This is a genomic window from Bacillus sp. HMF5848, assembly GCF_003944835.1.
Classification (GTDB): domain Bacteria; phylum Bacillota; class Bacilli; order Bacillales; family HMF5848; genus HMF5848.
This window is the reverse complement of record NZ_RWIV01000001.1, coordinates 1,134,229-1,157,228: the sequence shown is the minus strand read 5'-3', so window position 1 is coordinate 1,157,228 and position 23,000 is coordinate 1,134,229. Positions and strand designations below refer to the sequence as shown.

Sequence of the window (23,000 nt, the reverse complement as noted above, 5' to 3'; positions counted from 1 at the left end):
TTATGTGCCCTCCCTTACTTTCCTACGTCCAAAAAGCTTAGACATGATTGAAGCTTCTTTCCCATGTATCGGGGTGATTTCACGTCGCGTTGTTAGCTGTTCTGCCATTTTAAATACTGCTTTAGCTAATTCTGTTTTTCCTTGATTGATCACAAATGGAATGCCTATGTTTAGTGATTGCGATGCTATTTGAAAATCATTAGGAATATAAATAGGTTGGTCAACACCTAAAATATCTGGGACATCGGAAGCTCCGATGACACTTTCCATCGTGGCACGATTGACAATGGTTTGAACTTTATCTTTAAACCCTAGTACATCTAACGTTTCAATCATGAGCTTCGAATTTTTCAAGGTGGCCATTTCAAGATTTGTTAGGACTAATACTTGGTCGGCCTTCTCAATCATTTGTAGCGACATATCACCTAAACCCACGCCAGTATCAACTACCACATAATCATGCTGTAGTAAAAGCATATCAAGAATCTTACATAACTTGTCTTGCGTAACAAGCTCAGCATACTCCGGTCTTTCTGGAGCGGGCAAAACCTTTACACCACTTTCATGACTACAAAGCATGCCTGCCAACGAATATTCGTCTATTCTATCGAACTCTTCAATCACATCATGTATGGAAAACGTTGGGTGCAAATCCATTGCTAAGCTAATATCACCAAATTGGAAGTCTCCATCTACAATACAAACCGATATATTCTTTTTAAATAAGGAAACAGCTAGATTAACAGTCATAATGGTGCGTCCCGCTCCACCTTTGGCACTACATACAACTATCATTTCGCCACGTTTTTTTCTTGTTGTTTGAGAATCCTCAGTCATTATCATCACCTCCGCTTCCTGGACTACTTGCCGGAAGCAGCCGCATCAGTTTCCGGCGATATCAATCTCGTATGTAGAATAAATTGGATAGATCCACGCTCGGACGCATTTACTAGTTTTAATGCATCGTTTGGTACTAATTCAACCGTAACGGATGAATATTCAACATACTCCTCTTCTGCCCCTTCAACGGTTGGGAGCATTTTACGTCCAATAGCTAACACACGTGCTTTTTCTAAGATTGTTTTTGATATGAATTCCTGCGTGCCATCAGGCTTTGGTATCCCTTCGGTAAAAATAACATCAACCTCGTCCTCTGGTTCTATTAAGTTAGATACCGATTGAACAAAGTTAACACCGACTGATACAGCACGGTATCCATCCCGTACTTTTCGAGATACAAATAACGACTCCTGTTGCTCTGAACTCACTCTATTTGTTAATATCGGCTCTCCTGCAGCAATGTGGCCAGTTGCATACATATCGGAAAGCTCAGATAAATCTGTAATACTATTCTGGTGCACACCAAGCTCAGGTACACTTTTTAATTCAATCATGTCTGACGTGATGCGCTGGTTTTCTAGTATATCCACTTTTGCTACTACTACTTCTGTTAATACTTCTGCTACAGTTGCTTCACTATCAAATTGTTTCATATAGTTATAAAATAGAAAGGTTGTTACAAGTCCCATCACTAAGGCTAAAAATAATATGACCTTCGACCTCATACTTTCACCTACTCACTTCAGTCTTATTCTACTAATCGTAAGGCGTAAACCCCACGATCAACCGCTGTCTCTAATATCTCGCCTTGCACAACTCTTTTTAAAAACAAACCACGAATGGCTGTGTCATTGCTGCTTATTAATCCTGTTATATAAAAGTAAGCAAATCCTTTAATCTCTACCTGCTTGATTTGCCCTTGGTTATCATATTCATACGGTTCATATACAGGTACTAATATGACTCTAGAGCAATTTCTCTTTACTCCTTCCTCAAATGAATAGGAGCAATTGTCAATACGTTCTTTTACGGCGGTTCGAGTTTTCCCGGCGATGTTTCCTGTTTCCGTTTCAATTACATCGCCTACACGTATGGCACTTGAATAACCATAACGCATATTATCGTAATATGTAGCAGCACCAGGCCCACCTAGAGCCAACACACCGAACCAGCCTGTATCGACACCGTCTGTATCGGTTTTCAATTCATATTCCTGCATATATTGAAACGTAAAACGTTCATCTATACCTATAGGCGCGACACCTTTTACAACGCCAGCGTTCCCATATTGCGCGCGAGCGGTAGCATTAACAGGAACGGTATCGCGGCCAAATAATTTAGCAAAATTTAAACTTACATCTTTTTCAAGATTCACTTCAAAGATACTTGGCTCATTAAAGGTAATACTTTTTAAACTACTAGTCTCTTCGTGCCTAAATAACACCTCTTTCGCAACGTCTTCCGCTGCTTGCGTGCTATTCATAAGTTCTTGTGCACCCGACAGTGCTGAAGCATTGGCTACCTTCTGTAAGTGCGCTCTCGTGTAATAGATCGTCCCACCATCCATAACCAAGCCAGTTATACATAATAAAGCCGATAAAGCTAGCGACATGAGTACAAGTGCGTTACCATGCTGCTCGTTGATACATGATTTAATTCGGGAAATCCACATATGACGACACCTCACTCAACTCGTATCGTCGAGTCTGTTATTATGTTCATCGGAGAAGGCAATAGTGAAGATAGAAACGGAGTCATTAACTCAATAGGATACTGTAGCGTTACCGTCATGTACTCCCCAGACATTCTTGTTACATCATCAGGTGTAATCGTCACTTGAAGCTTCGCGGGATCTCCGATATGGACGTACTGCTTCGCGAATGTGACTAACTCACTGTCACTTCCGCCTAACCCTCCAAGGCGCACCGTTTCTTGTGTTGCTAACTGTATATGAGTATAGGAGTATAGCACTCTCCCAAGATCGATAATGCCCACTAAAAGTAATAATAACAAAGGAACAATGAGTGCCATCTCAACTAATGATTGACCTTTTTCATCTTTGATCATGAACATTCACTCCAAGTGATTCGATAGTTAAAAGTTTATTAATACAATATGATTGAAAAAGAAAGCCATACAAGCACCAGCAGCAATAGCGACTCCATACGGATACTTCGCCTTTCGCGCGTCTTCTCCTAATGCAAGAGGAATTTTCACCCCTACTAACTTATACACGACAACCTTCAATCGCATAGCGATATTTTTGTGAAATAAGAGAACAAATATAGCTAGAACGCCACCAACTAACCCCATATATATCGCTGTATGAAGGACAAATGCCGTCCCTTTTAACGCACCTATGACAGCAAGAAGCTTCACGTCTCCCGCTCCCATACCACCGAGAAAATATGGAATTAATAAGATTGCTAGTCCAACAGCAAATCCTCCTAATGAAGATAAGAATCCGCTAAGACCACCTGTTACTAGATGACTTGTTAATGCTATTAATAAAGTTGGAAAAATAATGACGTTATATATTTTTCTAGATTTCAAGTCTGTATACGTACAAATAATGACCAACGAAAACAACAAAACATTTACAAACATGTTAACCGCCCCTCTCTTTCGGGGTAATTTTTTACAATTCGCTCTGTTAAACTTCGGTGTTGATTTTCACTCCATTGCACTCGCTTTCCGCGGGGTGGCCGTAAGCCTCCTCAGGCTTTGCCTTGCGGGGTCTCACGACTGCCACTATTTCCATTTCCCGCAGGAGTCTCGTGCATTCCGCTGCAATCAAAATTAAACAAAAAATCAACATTCACCTTTAACACAGCCTTACAATTAAAGCCCTTGCGTTATAACAAGGGCTTATCTCCAAAATACATTATTTACACATCATAGGTTAACTTGCGCTTCGACTGCATCTGCAATGGATCTAAAAAGATTTTCAATAATAGGTACTAATGCCGGTATGATACCTACTGCAGCTATAACTAACACACCTAATACTAATCCGTACTCAACTGTACCTTGACCGTTCTCTTGTAATATTAGGTTTTTAATCATTGGCTTATTACAGAGTAGTTCCGCCGTTGCCGTTACCTGTAATAGTATTTACAACATTGTTGAACATTGCTTCAATTTGAGTACGTAATGTAGCTAAGATTGCAACAACACCTACTGCGATAACACCTAAAACTAGTCCGTATTCAGTCATACCTTGTCCTTGCTCTTCTACTACTAATCCTTTTAATTTGTTCATCATTATAACCCTCTCCTTAATTCGATTTTATGTCCTACTTGAGTGTTCGTGTTTTGAATTGTTTCAACTGGAAGCTCCACAACTGAATGTGCATCTGCAAATCTTCGTCCTACTTGACCTGGCTCAAAGCCTTCCTCCAGCGCGACAATAATCCCATCATCGTTAACGTACAATACATCAATAGGATAGTTCATAAAAAATGAGTGAATCGACCGACAGGGTTTGATGTGTATTGCACAACCCGAGCTTAACTGATCCGTAAACATAAGGCCTTTTAATCGTTTAAAAAAACTATACGCTGTCTCAACTTCTTCTGCTAATATCCGTTCATTACTCAGGTTGATTATCTGCAAACGTTCCACCTCCATTTCCCACAACGAAAATAAACCCCGCCTTCACCGAAAGGGGGTTACTGCAATAATCGTTCCACAAAGAAAATTCCATAAAATTTTCACTATGTAAAAACGATCCACCCTGTATCTTTCGGTAACTGGCTGGCATAGTGCGTATTCGCACGTTAGCCCCTGTAGCTTTGCGTCACTGATTTTCATCAGCTTTGCCTTTATCGAGATTCAGTGGCATATTTGTTTGTCCGACTGATCTCTTGCTTACATAATAGTATGTATTTTGACAAAAAGTAATCCGTCTTTTGTTATCATTTTAAAAGGTAAATTTATAAATCTATCGCTCTAGCTGTATACCTATTTTCCTATTCTACTTAATAATTTTTACCAATCTAAAGGATAAAAGGTCTGTTTATTTTATCACTGTGGCCAATTTACCGAAGTTTAACCACATAGGTTGATAGAACTAATCCCGTCTACATTTAGACAAAATCTTAATTTTTAGACAGTTTTACCCGGATATAAATCCGTATAGTCAGACTATAAGTCACAGTTGTGGGGTGATTATTCGACATACCGTTACTCTTTTCCCACAAATCGCCACAAGCTAACAAAAGCGATTCTATCGAGGTGAGCTATGTAGCTATAAAGTTGCAGCCTAAGCCTAAGACATTAGGCTTTTTCCATTAGTTGTGCAACGTTTCTTCCCATTAATTAGCTACATACGAACTGAACATGATACCCAAAAGGTGTAGCATGCATGGCTAAGCTTTTTACTACACCTTTTTATTGTGCTAGTTCACTTTTTTCAGCAGATTTTGATTTTAAATATTTCTCAATTAAATCGTTTAAACGCTCTAGCTTTAATGCATATTCAAAGATCGACGAGCCTATTACAACTAGGCGAAGTGTTTCCTCTTTTTCCACATCATACTGTTGCATAATTTGCTCAAGAAACTGCGCACTTTTCTCGACCATCGTATCTTCTAAATACTCATCGCGGTCCTTAATTTTGCCCTCATATTTTAACAGCAAATGCTCGTGACACTTTATTAAATACTCTAAATGCTGATCATATCTTTCCTTTTCACCATCCTGTGGGTTACTTTGAAAATAATGGTCCTCTATCACATCTAGTACCTCAATGCCATGTTTTGTAGATAATAGCATTTGCTTAAAAATAACAAGCTCTCTCGCGTTTAACGGTTTTACTTTAGAAAGCTTCTCACGTTCTTCATTCAACATATTAAAAAGCTCGTCCAGTTTATTAACATCCTTCTCAAGCTTCTTTTTATATGAACGAAATGACTTTTCAGTTAGTTCATCCGAAATAGCAGTTCGCATAAGTAAGGATAAATTTTGGAAAGCACTTTGCGTTTGTTGAAAATATGTTATTGAATATTTAGGCGGTAAAACAAATAAATTGACCAACGATGCTGACAGCATCCCGATTAAAATAATCAAAAAGCGATTGGCTGCAAAAAACCATTCTTCATGTGCGGGTGCACTCATAATCGCAAGCACCGTGACTAGTGTTAACGAAATAGTACTTTCCATTTTTAATTGCAGACTCACAAGAATAACAAGAATCATAACGACACCGACTGCAATAGGCTCATTGCCAAATGCAAACAAGGCAAGTAATGCAATCAATGCGCCTAAAGTATTTGTTTTTAATTGATCTAACACTTGACGCCATGTCCGATAAATGGAAGGCTGAATTGTAAAAATTGCTGCAATGCCCGCGAATACAGCAGGAGTTAAATCAAAATATAAACAAATATATAATGCCAACGTAACCGCAATGCCTGTTTTAACAACTCTAGGTCCTAAAGTCAAAATTCCATCCTCCTTCTGCATTCATTACATGTAGTACTAACATAACATGAACGACCTTTTTTTACATTATCATGTGAAGTTAATAAGAAGACATAGTAGTTGTATATGTATGCCTCTAACAAATCAATATATCGAATAAAATACAAAATAGCTAGGCACATGATGTACCTAGCTCCAGTTTTCTATTAAACGTTCTTCATTACTAGTTTACAAATCTGCCTGTTTTCCCATGTGATTCCCAATAGTCATTTCGCAGATGAACTTTTTGTATCTTCCCTGACGCTGTCTTTGGCAATTCTTCAACAAATGTAACACTTGTAACAGCCTTAAAGTGAGCTAGCTTGTCACGCGAAAATTTGATTATCTCTTCCTCTGTTAGCTCTTTACCTGGACGTTTTACAACAAATGCATGAGGGGTCTCGCCCCACCGTTCATGTGGCACAGCAATAACAGCAGCTTCAAGAACAGCTGGATGTTCATACAGCACGCCTTCCACTTCTATCGAAGAAATATTTTCTCCGCCACTAATAATAATATCTTTCTTACGGTCTACTATATCAATGTTTCCATATACGTCAACAGTTGCCATATCACCTGTGTGTAAATAGCCATTTCGAATTGTTTGCATTGTCGCCTCTTCATTTTTCCAATAGCCTAACATCACGCCATGACTGCGTGTAACAACCTCACCAATTGACTTACCATCCTTAGAGATATCGTCACCATTTTCATCTACCACACGCACATCACAGCCAATCATCGGAAAACCGGCTTTTGCTTTCATACGATATTGTTCTTTTAACGGTAGATGTGTTAAATGTGAACGCACTGTTGAAATGGTGCTTAATGGTGAAGACTCTGTCATACCATATACTTGTATAAATTCCCAGCCAAGCTCTCTCTCTACTCTTGTTACAAAGGCTGGTGGAGGAGCTGAGCCAGCTATGACCACGCGAATCGCTTGATTAAGAGCGGGTATATTTTGTTCATAATACTGAAGTAAACCATTTAACACAGTTGGTGCCATATGCATAACCGATACATTATAATCCTCAATAGCCTTGAATATTAATTCTGGTGTAGCTTTTCGTAAACAAATATGTGTCGCCCCGTTTCCTGTGTAATAAAACGGAGATCCCCAACCATTCACATGAAACATCGGTAAAATATGAAGATATATATCTTTGTCTGATACCCTTAAATGATGCATGCAACTCATCGCATGTAAATAATTATTACGATGCGTTAACATGACACCTTTTGGATTTCCAGTAGTTCCACTAGTATACAGTAAGCTACATACATCATTTTCATCGATATCCTCACGAGCAAATGATGTAGCAGAGTATTTACTTAACCACTTTTCATAATCAATTTCATCGCAATCCTCATCTTTATAATGAACTATAATTTTCTCTATTGTTGTCAATTGATCTTTTATAGGTGTAATTAAATGATAAAGCTCCTGATCAACCATTAAAACCTTACTTTCACTATGATTCAAAATAAACAAATAATCATCAGGTCTTAAGCGAATGTTTAACGGCACCATAACGGCTCCTAATTGAAAAACACCATAAAACCCTTCAAGCATTTCAACTGTATTAGGTGCTAAATAAGCAACCCTGTCCCCTTTTACTACGCCGATGTCACGTAACCCATACGATAATTGATTCACTCGCTCATTTAATTGTGCATATGTATAAGAGCGATTGTCATTAATGACTGCCGTTTTATCCCCATATAATGAAACGGCACGGTCTAGAAAATGGTGAAGCAACAATGGTACATGCATACGTCATCCCCCATTCGTATGTATTTAGAAAAATTTTACATATATTCACATTTTACCATACTTTTCAAATTACCTGAATACTAATATATAACATTACCTTTTATGTTGTATAACATAATATAAAATAACACTTTACTAAATTAGGCATATGCTATAAAAGTAAGAATGCTGTATTAAAAAGGATGTTTTCTATGCCTGGATTTGTTGGAGCCATAAAACTTAATAACGTCGGATCAAGTAGTGTATTTCATATTGGTGATGTATATAAAATTGCTCCGATTAGTAATGTTAAGACGTTTGCAGGGGCAGGGTCATTCAATACTGGTAATGGCATGGTGGTATATAACGAAACTAGCTCGACAAATGTATATGATTCAGATCTTATTGACCAACCAATTGTTGGAAATGCATAGAGGTGAGAAGGAATGAATTACTATATTTCACAAAATATATCCATCCACAACTTTAAGGTAGGTGGTATAAGTAACTCATCTGTGTTACAGATTGGGAGTGCTGGTGTTATTAAACCACTTTCAAACCTTTATAATACTGGACAATTTGCAGGAGGCGCGCCTGAAGCCGATATACCTGGGGTAGCAGAAGGACCAATTAGACCTCGACCTTTAGTTCCTCTGTCCTTATCTTAACTATGGGCATTCACCTAATGTTCCTGAAGTGCATATAATTGGTTAAGAACATATACCGAGTAAAAGGTTGTGATTACTTTGCATATATCGCCTGAATGGTACCAATATTTAATGCAACTTCATTCCTACACCAAAAAACAAAATAAGCGAATAGCACAGCTTGAGGATCTCGTTGAGGAATTACGCGAACAAATGAAAGAGATTAAACAAAGACCTTCTATGCAAGTTGAAAAACTTGAGTATAAATTTGATCAATTAAAGGTTGAAAGGCTAGATGGTACGTTAAACATTGGTCTTAATCCAAATGATACGGAAAAAATTGAGGATTTTGCGGTTCAGCAAACGAACTCACTGAAAAAGGCACCTGCTGCCATAGACCCTGATTTAAAGAATAGAGTGATGCAAGCTGCAGAGCAATATATCGCTAATGATGGTGTGCACAAATTGAAGGAGCTCGAAAGCTCACACGGACACGAATTTGATAGTGCATTTCGCGCGTTTATTATTCAAGATATGAAAGCTCAGCTACCTACCCGTGTAAATTATTATTTAAATCAACTGCAATCATCGGACTTAAATAATCCCGACAAAGTATCCCAGCTTGAAAAAGCTATCATAGCAAAAATCAAGAATGATATAGATACGTCACTACAAGCATTCATTCAAAATTACCCTAAAAAAGGTAGCAACGAGGAGGTATAAGAATGAACTTTACCGTTGTTAATAAAGGTTTAAATGTGGGCGATGTTTATGTTGAGGCAGTGGCATCTTCCTCTATTTTTTTAGTAGGAGACTGTGACAGCATCGCACTTTCTTCTGTTTTTGATACACCAGCAGAGTCCTTAATTGTATCCACTCTCGTTCCAACAACAGCGATTAGCCCAAGCCCTACAGGCGGATAAAATATGAAGCGTATGTCTTTTGTCGATGCGATTTACTTTACAACAATAACCATTACATCTACTCTTCAAATTGGTGATTCTGTCGAAATTTTACCTATTACGAGAGCCCTAGCAGTACAAAAAGTATTCCCAACATATAATACAAAAGTTCCCTTGCCCAAATACCGGATATTTTCTGAAGATATTCCACAGCCTGTTATAAATGAACCGGTGCAAACAACGTTTATTAATGAAAATCCTGTCACAAGAGTAAAAAGTATTTCTGGTCAGTCTGTTTCAACCTCATCCCTACTTCATGTTGGGAACACATCAGTTATAAGAGCAGAGTCTAGAATTAAGCACATTCGCGAAGTTCTAGAAGAATGAATGTAACAAAATAAATGTTGTATGAATATATAATTAAGAAACTACCACTTACAAAGGGTGTTATAAATATGCCAGCTATAGTAGGACCGATAAAGATCGTTAGTGTTGGTGGCGGTGTAGTGAATTTCGGAGATTCATTTTATATCGCACCAAAGGAAACTGCAAAAACCTTGGCAGGCTCAGGGGCATTTAATACCGGAGACTTTCTAGCAACCAATAACTGGTTGAACTCTACAAATGGTGTGGATCCAGATGTGAATGATCAAAATGTTAGCGGAAATGCCTAATAATAAATAGCTGGCTGCTTATCGACAGCCAGCTATTTTTTATGTTGAATTTAAGTTTTCTTTATCTTCCTTTTTGGCGTCTATTATTAGACTTACGGGTAAGCGGCAGACGACTTGAGGGTTGCTTTTGAATCCAGTTAATAAATTTAGCAATTTGCTCATCAGCTTTTAATGCTTCAATGGTATGAAGACGTATGGCTAATTCATCATTTGTATACAATGCATGTATTTGTTTATGACAAGGAATACAGAGCATGGCGGTTGGAAGAAAGGTACCTCCCATCTCTTTCGGAGTTAAATGATGGATCGTAATTTCAACATCGTCACGTCCACATAACTCACATGTGCCTACTGTAATCTTTTTCTTAGCCATACCATCACCTCATATCAAAACTCTATTTTACAACTCCTCTAAACTTACTCGCGTTCCTCGACCAGATGGCTCTGCTCGTTCTACAATGAGCTTTCGCGGTAAGCGAGCGCGAAGCTCTTGAACATGACTAATGACTCCTACGCTAAGTGAGCTTGTTTGTAGTTTCTCAAGTGCCGACACTACTGTATCCAACAGTTCTGCATCAAGTGTACCGAACCCTTCATCCAAGAAGAAAAATTGTAATGGATACACGCCTTTAAGTTGGATTTGTGCTGATAACGCCAATGCGAGTGCTAATGATGTTAAGAAGGTTTCACCGCCCGATAGTGTGGTAACCGGACGTCGCACGCCCCCATTCGCATCATCTCGCATGATAAAGCCACCCTCTGAATCCACTTCAATGGCATAACGACCTCTCGTAAGAGCAGCTAAACGTTGTGAAGCAGCGCGCGTTACATGCATGAGCTGTTCTTCGGCAATAAACTCAATAAAGCTATTCCCGCGGAACACAGCTTGTAGCTTGCTGTAACGTGCTTCTTCTGTTTCAAGCTCAGTACGGGCCATCATCAACGCATCATATCTTGCTTTTCTCTCTAACAGACTCTCATGTTCCTTGATTAAAGCTCCTCGCTCCTCCATTATCGTATTGAACGATTCCTTCATCTCAGTTACATGTTGTTGTGTGTTTTTCCACGCTTCTTCTGTAATTTCTCGGCCTGCAAGCTTATTCTGCAGAGCTTGCCAGTCTCTTTCAAGCTGTTTTAGTTTATCCCAAAACAATTGAATTGTTTCCTGCAGCTTCTGTTGATTAGCTTCATCTAGAGTTGAAACAAGAACATCCTCAATCGAATCAAAAATAGTTTCTCGTATAAGACTGTTCCATTTACTTTCCGCTTGCGTAAAACGATGTGTAGATTGTTCCAAAGACTTAGTAGCAGCATGCAGTGATGATTTTAACTCTTGAAGTGCTGCTTCCTCACTGCGCCATACTTCATAAGCTTCTTTCACTTGCGCTGAGAGAGCGGATAATTGATTATTAATATTCTTATACAATTCCTCGGCATCGCTATTACCAATAATACTGTATAGCTTTGCTCTAGTTTGTTCAACCGTTTCAAGCATATGCTGATACGTCGTATTCACTTCAACTAGCTTAGAGTGAGTTTGTCTTGTTTTCTCTTGCAGTTCATGAATAGACTTTTGACAAGTCTCGATAAAAGTAGTGCCTTTTTGAATACGTTTAGTAAGAACATCAGTCTGTTCATCTTTATAAGCAATATCTCTTTTAATTTGCTCAATATCTTTTTCAAACTGGTATGTGTTTTTCCATGCGTTTTCTTTTTCAGCTAATTCTTGTCTTAATGCTTCCCACTTCTTCTCTTCTACTTCTAAGCTCTCCGAATATAACGAATGTGTTTTTTCTAAATCTTGCTTTTGTTCATGCATTACCTGAGCTTTCTCAACATTAACTTGAACAACTTGTGTTAATTCCAGCACATCTTGTTGATTGCCTTTACGTGTTGTTGCTATCGCCTTGAACACATCATGTGCCTCATTTATTATCATGTCAGTCGAAAAGTAATCCTCATCCGCTTCATATCGAGATAATCCAGCAGCCACCTCTAGTTTAGGGACTAATTTCTCAGCAAGCTGCTCTAATCGCCATTTAAGTTGAGGGTAAAGAGACAGTTCTTGTCTAGCCTCCTCATATAACTCCTGCCATTTGTGTAGCTCGTCCGCTGTAACGTGAGCATCATTATGTGCGGCAGGGTGAGGATGCTCACATGATCCACATACTGGACATTGTTCCCCCGCTTGTAGTTGACGAGCTAAATGATAGGCAAGTTGTTCGCGTTCTGCTGCAACTAGAGCTTTTTGCTTGCGGTCCAAGAATGCTACAAATGCTTCACATTGATAGGCCGCCTTACTACAATTTTCATAGATATTATTAGCCTTCTCAAAAGCGTTATGAAGAACTTGCTTTACTTGAGCATATGTGCCGTGTATTGTTTTCAGTTTACTTTCTACATCTTGTAGCTTGTTACGATTACCATCCACACGTAGCTGCCATTCGTTCACTTGACGTCTTATCCCTAAAATTTGTTGAAAGTCATCGTTTGCTTTTAAAACCTTCGCTCGATATTCAGGAGTTATGATATACTGCTCGGTTTGTAGCTTTAACTTTTGCTGTAAGTCATTCCCTTTAGCTAAATCAGACTCCGCCTGTTGTAAGTCTGTTTGCTGCTTATTATACTGTTGCTCTAGCGTACTTTTATTTGATTCAACAGATTTAATTTTATACTCTTTCTCTTGTAACTCTTTTTTCAAATCAAGTGCATACTGCAAGTTTTCTCGTTTTGCTAATAAAATCGGCTGGGTATTGTCATGCTCTTTCTTCGCTTGTTCATACTTGCTTTCTGCCTTTTCATATATAACTTGCTTATGACTTAATTGTTTTTCAAGTTCTTCACGCTGTTCTGTTACTTTTAGTAATAGCTTTCTAGCTTCTTGATATTCATGCAAATATGGTAGCAATCTCTCTGCCTTTTCTGCACGTCTAAGCTTTTCTTCAAGCGCCTTATGTGCTGGCTCCTCCTGCTTTAGGCTTGACAATCTTTCTCCTACGGTAGTTTGCTCCTGCTGCCATTCCCATAATTGTTTATGTTCGGTAAATTGCTTTTCAAGCTGTTCAAGTTCTTTTTTTCGTTTTTGCAGCAGCACATTACACTCTTCTACTTTTTTCATAGCAGCTTTGACAGCTTCATCAGATGCATCGCCTAACCCTATGAGCTCATGATCTACATTTGAAATCTCTGCTTTTATTTTAGCAAGACCTTCTTTAATCTTCTTAGTTAGTTCATCACCATATTGTTCAAGGTTAAACAGTCGTTGCAGCATTTGCCGTCTGTCTGTGCCTTTTAAAGCAAGAAATTCCGCGAACTTTCCTTGAGGCAATACAACTGCTTTAGTAAAGTCCTCTATCGTCAAGCCTAATAGGTTTTGAATAGCTTGATTAACGTCACTTGTTTTATCTGCAAGAACAGTAGGCTCCTCCGACATATCTATTAATCTACTTGTTGCCGATCGCACACGCCACTCATCACTACGTTTAAAGCTTCGTTCTACTTGGTACTTCTTTTGGCTTTCTCCGTTTTCTAACGCAAATAAGAACGAAACGGATAATTCGTTTTCTGCATGATTAAGAATTCCCTGTGTATTGTTACTAGCTCTTTCGACCTTACCGTAGAGGGCTAATGTCATAGCATCAAGAATGGATGACTTACCACTCCCAGTTGGCCCGAAAATTCCAAACACGCCACCTTCACAAAGCGTTTCAAAATCAATAATTTGCTTTTCACGGAAGCTGTGTAAACCGGCAACAGCAAGCTTTAGTGGTTTCATGATCTCTCCACCTCGTCTTCTTTTTCGTCTTCAGTGACAAGTTTTAAGAACAATTCAACTAACTCACGGTCTGGAGTGGCTCCACCTGATTGCTTGCTGTAAAAGCGAGTAAACAATTCATCAATCGGCATGTTACTGCGGCTTGTATGCACTGCTTCCTCGAACTCCTGCTTAAATACTGGGCGAATGTTAATAAAACCGGGGTGAAGTTTACGAAGCTTTTGAATCTCTTCGGTTGTTAATGCATCCTGTAGATGAATTTCTAAATCAATCCATGCGTGCTTGTCCCGCCCCTCATCTAACCAGCGATACACTTCAAGCAACCCTTCTTTCGCCTTCCATGTCACTAACGGTTTTCCTGATGATAAGTACACCTCATCTGGTTTCACCGTTTCTCCTGGTGCTACATCAAGCACAGTTACCGATTTAGCATAATTAGCTTCGGAAAAGCTATAAGCAAGTGGCGAACCTGAATAACGCGCAGCAGTTCTTGCACGCTTAATATTTTGTGGACGATGTAAATGTCCAAGAGCTACATATTGCGCCTGTTCAGGTAAGCTTGTTGCTAACACCGTATACGCGCCCCCTACTTCAATCGGTCGTTCAGAATCGGTAGAGCTTCCCCCTGCGACAAATATATGACTCATGGCAATGTTAACAGTGTCCGTTGCGAATGATTCTGACATAGTCGAGAAAATAGCTTGAATCTTTTCATCATATTTGTTGCGGAGCATTAATTCATCATTTGATTCAGACAGCACTTCTTTAAGTCTCGACTCTGAAGGATATGGTAAAGCAGCAAGCTTCATTACTTCTGTTGTCCTAGGTACGTGGATCGTATGGACTGCAAGCTCTGGTCTTCCAATTAGTGTGATACCATGCTTATTAGCGAGCGAGCTTGCGGCTTGTATACGGTCCGGACTATCGTGATTCCCACTTATAACCGCGACGGACCGCTTTCCATAGTCAGCAATTCTTGCCATAGTTTCATAAAACATCTCCTCGGCTGCGGCAGGAGGATTAAAGGTGTCGAACACATCCCCAGCCATCAATACTACATCGATTTGCTGATCTCGCACGATATCCACTAATTCGTCAAGAAACTGAGCCTGCTCCTGTAAACGACTTCGCCCTTCAAGCGTTCTGCCTAAATGCCAATCTGCTGTATGCAACACTCTCATCAACGTCACCTCCATAATCTTTTCACTACACATCATGCTATACAGTGTATCTATAATTTTTAAAAACTATCAAATTCTATTTTTGAGACTTTAAAACATTGCTAACACGATTAGGTATCTGTCAATGCGCCTTTATAAGATTGATCTCCCCTGAAATAACGGTCGATAACTTTTATTTCAAAACAGTTCTGAAAACATAATAACTGTCTGAGAAGTCCTCAAACAGTTACTATGCATACATGTTTTTATAACTCTAACAGATGACTATCGCCATCAAAGAAGTACAAGTAACAATGTGTTGGTGCGTTACCCCACACATGGGATAGTGCTTGCCTATACAACTGTATTTGTAGCTTATATCTATCAAGCATGACCGCTTTTGCCTCATCCCAATCTTTAAAACGACCGTAAATAGCATCCGTCTTGTAATCGAGTAGCACTAGACCCTCATCATCTTCAAATACACAATCCATGACACCTTGAACAAGGACAAGTTCAGTCTCTTCGCCTTGCCAATCTGGATATGCCATTTTCGCAGGAACGGACATACTAAACGGTACTTCTCTTTTTACAAGAGGCGCCCGTAACAAACGTTGCCCAATCGACGTTTCAAAAAAACTAACAATTTTGTCTATATCAATAACCTCTGCCTGTTCACTAGTTAGTAGTTCACGTTCTACCATTAGAAAAACTTGTTTTTCAATAGATGACTTTGTTACACACTGAAGTAAGTCAATGTGCTGCATAACAGTATGCATAGCTGTTCCACGCTCGGCAGCTGTTAAAGTTTTTTCTTGCATAAACCGCGGACGATCCGCAAGCACTGGTGCACTTGTCGCTTGCAAAAGTGATGATGCACTATATTCGTCCATGCTTTCATGAGCTCTCTTAATTTCAGAAACTGTTTGTTTAGATCTGTGCTGTACTGCCATCGGATATTCGTAGCGCCAATCTAGTCGAGCCTTCACTTCATCTAATAAAGACTCGTTAATAGGAACAGTCTTTTGCTGCTTAATAAACTCTAATCTATTTTGCTCTAAGTCGAGTTCCAATTGATCTGCTTTTTGTAACTGCTCTTTGGAAATCGTTGAAACTTGCCATGAGCATGGATATTCATATATGTCGCTATTTACATTCATGACCTCGGCATGAAGTGACCGTGCTGTTTGATGACGTGTTACAGCAGGTCCAACCCAATCAAGGTATGAAGATGCATTCGATAATTCATGACTTGGCAACGCCCATTTATTATGAGAGCTTATGGACTGCCAACGAGAAACTGTTTTATCAAGCTTATCAATCGTACCTACTAAATATAATTTTTCTTTAGCACGTGTTAGAGCGACATATAAAACACGCATCTCTTCAGCAATGAGCTCTTGCTTCATTCTGTGTTTAATGGCCAATTGTATAAGCGAAGGGTACATAATTCTTAAAGTTGGGTTAATAACCTTAGTACCAAAACCTAGTTCCTTATCAAGCAAGTACGTGTTACCTAAATCCTGTGTATTAAATTTACGATTCAGTCCAGCTACAAATACGACCGGAAATTCAAGCCCTTTACTACTGTGAATTGTCATAAGGCGTACAACATCTTCTTGTTCACCTAACGATTTCGCAGTACCTAAATCATTTCCACGCTCTCGCATTTTTTCTATGAATCTTAAAAAACGAAACAGTCCACGGAACGATGTCTGCTCATATTGATGTGCTCGGTCATACAACGCTCGCAAATTTGCTTGGCGTTGCTTTCCATTAATTAAACCACCTACGAAATCGTAGTATCCAGTGTCTTCATATAGTTTCCATATTAGATCAGTTAAAGAACCTTCTCTAGCAAGACTACGCCACGTTTGTAGACGCTCGTAAAAGTAACTAATCGATTCAGCTAACTCCGCTCTTTCATAGCCATGTGCTTCTACAAATTGCGCCATCGCTTCATATAAATTGCCGCGTTTATTATGAATCCGCATATAAGCAAGGTCTTCTTCACTCAAGCCAACAATAGGGGATCGTAACACCGCTGCAAGAGGAATGTCTTGCTGCGGATTATCAATGACTCGTAAAAGCTCTAACATAACTCCCACTTCAACAGCATCAAAATATCCCGTTGAAAGTTGTGCATAAATGGGAATGTGAAACTCTTTAAACTCTTCCATAATTTGTGAAGCCCAAGGCATCGAACGAAGCAAAATCACAATGTCTCTATACTGTATCGGTCTTGTTGCTTTTGATTTACGGTCATAGATAGGAAACTTACTATCTATGAGATGCTTTATTTTTTGAGCCATTACTCTTGCTTCCAACTGGGCCGTTTCAACATCCATCAGGTCTTCAACAGTTGAGTCATCTGCCGACCCATCACTACCATTCTTATCAATTAGCAGTAGTTCACTTTTCATGTCTTCATTGGTAGGGTAATCGATAAATCCGAGCTTTAACTCTGCGTCACTATTATAATCTATCTCAGCCACTGTTTCGTTCATAATTTGTTTAAAAATAAAGTTTGTACTACTCAAAACTTGTTCACGACTACGGAAGTTTTTGTTCAAATCAATTTTCAGACCAGTTGAAGAGCTACCTTGATGCGAAAAACGCTTATATTTCCGCAAAAACAGCATAGGTTCTGCTAAACGAAATCGGTAAATCGCTTGTTTAACATCTCCCACCATAAACATATTTCCTGTTGCTTCTTCATCCTTTGTGACAAGCTGTAAAATGGACTCTTGTACTTGATTCGTATCTTGATATTCATCTACAAGTACTTCCGTAAATTTTGTTCGGTAAGTTTGAGCAATATCACTTGGTATTAATGCGGTAGAATCTTCCGTTGTATTTTCATTGAAAATAGACAATGTATAATGTTCTAAATCGGAAAAGTCAACAATCGCTTTCTCAGCTTTCAAAGCCGAATATCGCTCTGAAAAATCTTTTACACAAGTGACAAGCATATGAACTGGCTGTTCCATAGATTGCAAATCAGTTAAAAGTAGATCCGGTCGACGACCAAAATAGTTGTTCTGTATATCATCGAAAATTCCTTTTGCACGCTTTCGCAAATCATCAACAGAATCTTTTAGCGATTTATCAAAGTCTCCACGTATCGGCTTTGTAGTAGGAAAGCTTGCTTGCATTTTAGTATAAACGGCTTCCCAATCTTCTTGCTCAAGCGCGGTAATGGCAGATTCAATGATTGGCTGTTCGATAAGAATTTGCTCTGCTCGTGGTGCTGGTCCTGCTGGAAGCAGACACATATTATAGGCGGCAAGTAGCATCTCTTTTGCACCTTTAAGCTGCATTAAGATTTGCTTTTTCACATCGCTTATATACGGCAAATCGTCAATCCTTAAGTTCTCATCAACACGATATGAATTTGTAAGTGAGTTTAACCAAATGTTCGGAAAAGGCAAAGAGCGAGAGTAATCGTACACCTTTAAAATAAGTTCCTGTAGCTCACTATCTCCTTTATCTCCACTATACCGATCTGCCAAATCATAAAACTCTTCGTTTCCATTTTGGTAATACTGCTCGAACATCTCATCAATAACTTCGTCTCTTAGCAGCTGACCTTCTGTGTCGTCAACGATACGAAACCCAGGATCTATATCTACTTTGTAATAGTATTTGCGCACAACATCTAGACAAAAGGAATGGAGAGTAGAAATATGCGCTTTACCAAGTAAATTAAGCTGTCGGCGTAAATGTAACGATTGGGGAAGTGATTGAAGCTCTCTTTCTAAAGCCTCTCCAATTCTATTACGCATCTCTGCTGCAGATGCATTTGTAAATGTAACAACAAGTAATCTATCTATATCAATCGGGTTGATATCTCTCGTTAGCTTTTGAATAATTCTTTCTACAAGTACAGCCGTCTTCCCTGATCCCGCTGCTGCAGCTACTAACATATCAGACCCATCCGCAACAGCTGCCTGCCATTGCTCATCTGTCCACTGACTACCAGTTGGTTTAGGAGGAAGTTTATTCATTGAAATCCTGCACCTCCTTGCGAATTTTCATCATAATATCATCACGTTTTTCCGTCTTCAACTGACGGTATTGATTATCATGGAAGGATTCATCAAATTGACAAACAGTTTTATACGAGCAATACGTACATGGTGTGCGGTTTTTCATTTTAAATGGAGCTAAACTTACATCACCGCTAACGATATCATTACCCGCTTGAATAAATAGCTTTCGCGCGTATTGACGGAGCTCATTTAATTCTTGGTTACTAGCAATTTTTGAGTCTCTTTGCGAGAACCCTCCCTTTTTTGTTAAACCTAATTGAACAATCTTAGACTTTACACCTTCACTAAGCGATGTATCCATTAGTCGGGCGACATTTTCATCCCCTAGTAATAATCCCTTCATTCTGAATTGCTGTAATATATCCTCTTCCAAAGTATCTATTTCACTAGCAGACTTTGCTTTAATAAACGGATTGTGCACATGGAAATATAGCACACCTGCTGGGGATGCATCTGTCCCAATCCAATCTGATGCATGGGTCACAACAACATCTAAATATGTTAGCATTTGTAGTGTGAGGCCATACATTACATCGTTTAAGTCTATCTTTTTCGCACTAGATTTATAGTCGACTACACGTAAATACACACCATTGTCCGAGTCAGCTTTGTCAACACGGTCAATACGTCCAACAACTTGCATACGTGCCCCATTTTCAAGCTCAAACGTAAGTGGAGGCAACTGGCCATTTGGACCGAAAGCTAACTCTAAACCCACAGGGGAAAACCCACTTACTTTTGCATGTTCTCGCAAAATAAGAGCGGTACGACTTATTACTTGTTCTAATTTACGTTTTACATATTGAAGCCTGCTCGAGCTCAACAGTATTTCCTTCTGCAGTCTCGGTGCAAACACATTAGCAGCTTGTAACGCTAATTCTAGACATTGCTCTTGAGTCACGTGTTTCCAGTCTAGTCCTCGTCTTTTCAACTCTTCGGTCATCCATGTTAATGCGGCATGGAAGAACTGACCAATATCAGGAGCATCAAGCTTGTACATTTGTCTTTGCTCTAATTTGAGTCCATGAGAAGAAAAGTGTGAAAATGGGCAGCGATAGAAAGCTTCCATTCGTGATACACTTGCCGTTATTTCATCTCCATATAACTCTTTGCTAGTTTCTTTTTTCAGCATAGTAGGTGTATTTGAATAAAAGAGGCTAGAAAATACTTTTTTAGCTTTATAGCTATATAAATCGTGCTCAATTAAATAATTGTATACTTGCCACCATACATCCTCTACCGGATATCCCCGTTTGAATTGCTGTAGCTGTGACGTGGCATATGGTAATACTGCTAGTGGGGATGTGATGTATTTCCATTGGTCTTCTATACTACTAGTTGACGGGTCAACCTCGTAATAGTCGTGCATAATATTCGGAAACATTTCCTCTAACCTTTTAATGATAGGCGATGGCAATAACGCCTTGCCCTCCTCATTTGCTAGCGGATACGAAACATAAAGACGTTTCGCCGGACTCACGAGCGCTTGATAAATTAAAAAGTCCTCTCTAAATAACTGTTCGCGGGAAGTTGGTCCTAGCTCCATCCCGATATTTGAAAATAACTCTCGATCATCATCACTTAACAAGCCTGTTTCATTAGCTTTTGCTGGTATGACTCCTTCGTTGGCTCCGACAATAAACGTGCACGAAATATCTGTCAGTCGTGAGCGCTCCATGTCGGCAATTAATACTTGGTCGATTGCAGGAGGAACGAGTGCAAATTTTAAGCTATCCATCCCTGTTTCAAGTATTTCAATAAAGGATTTTAACTGAATTGGTTCATCGCCTAAAATTTCAACATATTGATCAAGCAATTCTAATACAGCTTTCCAAACTTGAGCATGTTCACGTGCTGTCGATAAGTCTCCACGAAGCTCAGCCTGCACTCGTAATTGCTCTAGTTTTGAAGCAACATCACATTGTTCTATATAAAGAAAAACAGCTTCACATATAGCTCGTCCAGATTTCGCTCTTTTCAAGCGATCTTGTAGCTGCTTTAACGAAGGGACTATGAGTTGTCGACATTCATGGAGCGTGTCTTCAAGCTCTTTATCTTGATCCGTTTTAGCATAATGAACCGAATCAAGTCCTCGATATTTTTCATATGTCCACCGTTCACCCTTATACCAATTTGCACCTTGTATACCGTATGACAAAACATAATTCTCTAAAATGTCCATTTTTTCACGCCACATGGTTGTTGACTGATTAAGCGGGAACAACAGCTCCGTTTTTACGCAACGGAATATAGATTCATAGCGCCAATGACTAGAAACGATATCAAGACTAGATCGAATAAATTCGATTAATGGATGATGTAACATGGAGCGTTTTTGATCGATAAAATAAGGAATGTCATAGCTTTCGAAAACAGGCTTTAAAACATCCTCATAGTTATTAGCATTTCGTACTAAAACGGCAATATCTGTATAACGATACTGCTTATCTCTAACTAAATCATGAATCTCTCGTGCAATCCCCTCAATTTCTGCACGACGATTGGCTGCTTGAGCAATCGTAATATCCGTTTGCCCTTTAAAAGGTTGAGCTGGTCGGCTCATAAACTGTGTTTCTAAGTGCCTCAAAGATGGAGACTCTTCAAAACGATGAGTATCGTTAAAAACAAGAGGGTCTTCGAACGATAGACCTTCTTGGTCTGCTAGTTTTTTCAACTTCAAATATGTTTTCTGTGTTGTAGCAAACAAGTCTGTTTCCTCATACACACTTACTGGCTTATCTAGCGTTAATGCCATTTTAAAAGATTGAGATACTTTCATCAGGTTTATAAGAACAGCTAACTCCTGTGCAGCTACATCATGAAAGCCGTCTACATAAATTGTAGCTTCCTTTAAATAATCTGAGAGAGGAATATGCTCATTTAAAAGTCTTACATAGTCTTCTGTATCAACGTATTTATTTAATAAAGCATATTCTAATTGTTTATAAATCAACTGTAGATCGTGTAGCTTATCGGCAGCTTGTCCATCCTGTGATCGCAAAAAATCCTCACTATATGAAGCTAAATCCTCAGGTGAAAGTTGATAGCGTTTAAATTCAGCAATCATTTCCTCTAATTGTTTAATAAATCCACCTTTTTCAGAAGCTCGATTATAAACCTTTAATTGCTGCTTATGGTTTAAAACAATTTTACGCAAAAGCATATTAATACCAATGTTAGATAAATGATAGCGACTCATCCCACCGGTTTCTTGTAAAATACGCCAAGCTAGACGCGTGATGCTTAAGACTTGTGGTCTCATCATCGCATGTAATCCAGGCGTTCGAATTAGTGCATATTCTAATTGGAACGTCATCTGATCAGGAACTAACAATATAATCGGGGGGCCTTTTGGATTTTCTAATGTTTTACGTCTTATTTCATCTAATATATATTTTGTTTTGCCACTTCCTGATTTGCCAATTAAAAATTGTATTGCCAAGGATAATCCCTCGCTTTCGTTTATTAAGAAAAACGGAAGGCGCCGCATGTGAGGCTATAGATGGCGCTTCCTGGCACCATCACCTCAAACCTTCACAATTTGTGAAATACGTATGGGCTGGCCGACAACAAATGCGACGTCCTTTCGTGTTGACAGCACTACGCCTTCCTGACCATTGGAAAACTACATGGTAAAGTCGTTATTCAAACTCATCGACTGCATACAGCAATATGTTAAGATTCTTTACGTTTATGAAGTGTTCCTTCGAGCTCTAGAGTCGTGAATTGAT

General features: G+C 39.0%; 21 protein-coding genes and 1 riboswitch. Of the genes, 6 read left to right on the top strand and 15 right to left on the bottom strand.

The annotated features are described in order from the left end of the window. The 10 genes from EJF36_RS05605 to EJF36_RS05560 all read right to left on the bottom strand — a co-directional run bounded on the left by EJF36_RS05605 (position 1) and on the right by EJF36_RS05560 (position 8,080). Positions 1 to 837, bottom strand: a complete 837-nt coding sequence (locus tag EJF36_RS05605; RefSeq protein WP_260471834.1) for an AAA family ATPase — start codon at positions 835 to 837, stop codon at positions 1 to 3. 23 nt (positions 838 to 860) lie between these two features. Then, on the bottom strand, positions 861 to 1,565 hold the full coding sequence (gene cpaB / locus EJF36_RS05600; protein ID WP_125905375.1) for a Flp pilus assembly protein CpaB: 705 nt from the start codon (positions 1,563 to 1,565) through the stop codon (positions 861 to 863). Positions 1,566 to 1,588: 23 nt separating this feature from the next. After that, the gene (locus EJF36_RS05595) at positions 1,589 to 2,512 is read right to left on the bottom strand and encodes a Tad domain-containing protein (protein WP_125905374.1); all 924 of its coding nucleotides are present in this window, start codon (positions 2,510 to 2,512) and stop codon (positions 1,589 to 1,591) included. An 11-nt stretch (positions 2,513 to 2,523) separates the two neighbouring features. Next, positions 2,524 to 2,907, bottom strand: coding sequence for a TadE/TadG family type IV pilus assembly protein (locus tag EJF36_RS05590; protein ID WP_125905373.1), 384 nt, complete (start codon positions 2,905 to 2,907; stop codon positions 2,524 to 2,526). Positions 2,908 to 2,934: 27 nt separating this feature from the next. Further along, positions 2,935 to 3,447, bottom strand: a complete 513-nt coding sequence (locus EJF36_RS05585; protein ID WP_125905372.1) for an A24 family peptidase — start codon at positions 3,445 to 3,447, stop codon at positions 2,935 to 2,937. A 288-nt stretch (positions 3,448 to 3,735) separates the two neighbouring features. Further along, the gene (locus tag EJF36_RS05580; RefSeq protein WP_125905371.1) at positions 3,736 to 3,906 is read right to left on the bottom strand and encodes a Flp family type IVb pilin; all 171 of its coding nucleotides are present in this window, start codon (positions 3,904 to 3,906) and stop codon (positions 3,736 to 3,738) included. A 7-nt stretch (positions 3,907 to 3,913) separates the two neighbouring features. Beyond that, a complete protein-coding gene (locus EJF36_RS05575; RefSeq protein WP_125905370.1) occupies positions 3,914 to 4,105 on the bottom strand; it encodes a Flp family type IVb pilin in 192 nt (63 codons plus the stop codon). After that, entirely contained in the window at positions 4,105 to 4,455 is a 351-nt protein-coding gene (locus EJF36_RS05570; RefSeq protein ID WP_185806819.1) for a DUF192 domain-containing protein, read from the bottom strand. The genes EJF36_RS05575 and EJF36_RS05570 overlap by 1 nt, the downstream gene beginning before the upstream one ends. A 129-nt stretch (positions 4,456 to 4,584) precedes the next feature. Next, positions 4,585 to 4,673: riboswitch (cyclic di-GMP riboswitch) on the bottom strand. A 559-nt stretch (positions 4,674 to 5,232) separates the two neighbouring features. Further along, a complete protein-coding gene (locus tag EJF36_RS05565) occupies positions 5,233 to 6,285 on the bottom strand; it encodes an FUSC family protein (RefSeq protein WP_125905368.1) in 1,053 nt (350 codons plus the stop codon). 202 nt (positions 6,286 to 6,487) lie between these two features. Further along, complete coding sequence (locus EJF36_RS05560; protein WP_125905367.1) at positions 6,488 to 8,080, bottom strand: long-chain-fatty-acid--CoA ligase; 1,593 nt, start codon at positions 8,078 to 8,080, stop codon at positions 6,488 to 6,490. A gap of 191 nt (positions 8,081 to 8,271) precedes the next feature. Between EJF36_RS05560 and EJF36_RS05555 the strand changes: the two genes are divergently transcribed. The 6 genes from EJF36_RS05555 (at position 8,272) to EJF36_RS05530 (ending at position 10,282) form a co-directional block, all read left to right on the top strand. Then, positions 8,272 to 8,493, top strand: coding sequence for a spore germination protein (locus EJF36_RS05555; RefSeq protein ID WP_125905366.1), 222 nt, complete (start codon positions 8,272 to 8,274; stop codon positions 8,491 to 8,493). A 12-nt stretch (positions 8,494 to 8,505) separates the two neighbouring features. Further along, complete coding sequence (locus EJF36_RS05550; RefSeq protein WP_125905365.1) at positions 8,506 to 8,727, top strand: spore germination protein GerPB; 222 nt, start codon at positions 8,506 to 8,508, stop codon at positions 8,725 to 8,727. Positions 8,728 to 8,796: 69 nt separating this feature from the next. Beyond that, positions 8,797 to 9,429 carry a spore germination protein GerPC gene (gene gerPC / locus EJF36_RS05545; protein ID WP_125905364.1) on the top strand — a complete coding sequence of 211 codons (633 nt, stop codon included), beginning with the start codon at positions 8,797 to 8,799 and terminating at the stop codon, positions 9,427 to 9,429. Positions 9,430 to 9,431: 2 nt separating this feature from the next. Next, positions 9,432 to 9,629: a spore gernimation protein GerPD gene (locus EJF36_RS05540; RefSeq protein ID WP_125905363.1), complete on the top strand. Its 198-nt coding sequence runs from the start codon at positions 9,432 to 9,434 to the stop codon at positions 9,627 to 9,629. Between the two features lie 3 nt (positions 9,630 to 9,632). Continuing rightward, on the top strand, positions 9,633 to 9,995 hold the full coding sequence (locus tag EJF36_RS05535) for a spore germination protein GerPE (RefSeq protein ID WP_125905362.1): 363 nt from the start codon (positions 9,633 to 9,635) through the stop codon (positions 9,993 to 9,995). Between the two features lie 68 nt (positions 9,996 to 10,063). Beyond that, positions 10,064 to 10,282: a spore germination protein gene (locus EJF36_RS05530; RefSeq protein ID WP_125905361.1), complete on the top strand. Its 219-nt coding sequence runs from the start codon at positions 10,064 to 10,066 to the stop codon at positions 10,280 to 10,282. A 61-nt stretch (positions 10,283 to 10,343) separates the two neighbouring features. Here the strand turns inward: EJF36_RS05530 and EJF36_RS05525 are convergent, their stop codons facing one another. The 5 genes from EJF36_RS05525 to addB form a co-directional block, all read right to left on the bottom strand. Beyond that, positions 10,344 to 10,655: an HNH endonuclease gene (locus tag EJF36_RS05525; RefSeq protein ID WP_125905360.1), complete on the bottom strand. Its 312-nt coding sequence runs from the start codon at positions 10,653 to 10,655 to the stop codon at positions 10,344 to 10,346. A 27-nt stretch (positions 10,656 to 10,682) separates the two neighbouring features. Then, positions 10,683 to 14,057, bottom strand: coding sequence for an AAA family ATPase (locus tag EJF36_RS05520; RefSeq protein WP_125905359.1), 3,375 nt, complete (start codon positions 14,055 to 14,057; stop codon positions 10,683 to 10,685). Next, on the bottom strand, positions 14,054 to 15,238 hold the full coding sequence (locus EJF36_RS05515; RefSeq protein ID WP_125905358.1) for an exonuclease SbcCD subunit D: 1,185 nt from the start codon (positions 15,236 to 15,238) through the stop codon (positions 14,054 to 14,056). The genes EJF36_RS05520 and EJF36_RS05515 overlap by 4 nt, the downstream gene beginning before the upstream one ends. A gap of 245 nt (positions 15,239 to 15,483) precedes the next feature. Then, positions 15,484 to 19,224 (bottom strand): helicase-exonuclease AddAB subunit AddA, encoded by a 3,741-nt coding sequence (gene addA / locus EJF36_RS05510; protein ID WP_125905357.1) that lies wholly within the window; start codon positions 19,222 to 19,224, stop codon positions 15,484 to 15,486. Then, the gene (gene addB / locus EJF36_RS05505; RefSeq protein ID WP_125905356.1) at positions 19,217 to 22,711 is read right to left on the bottom strand and encodes a helicase-exonuclease AddAB subunit AddB; all 3,495 of its coding nucleotides are present in this window, start codon (positions 22,709 to 22,711) and stop codon (positions 19,217 to 19,219) included. The genes addA and addB overlap by 8 nt, the downstream gene beginning before the upstream one ends. Positions 22,712 to 23,000 lie beyond the last annotated feature (289 nt).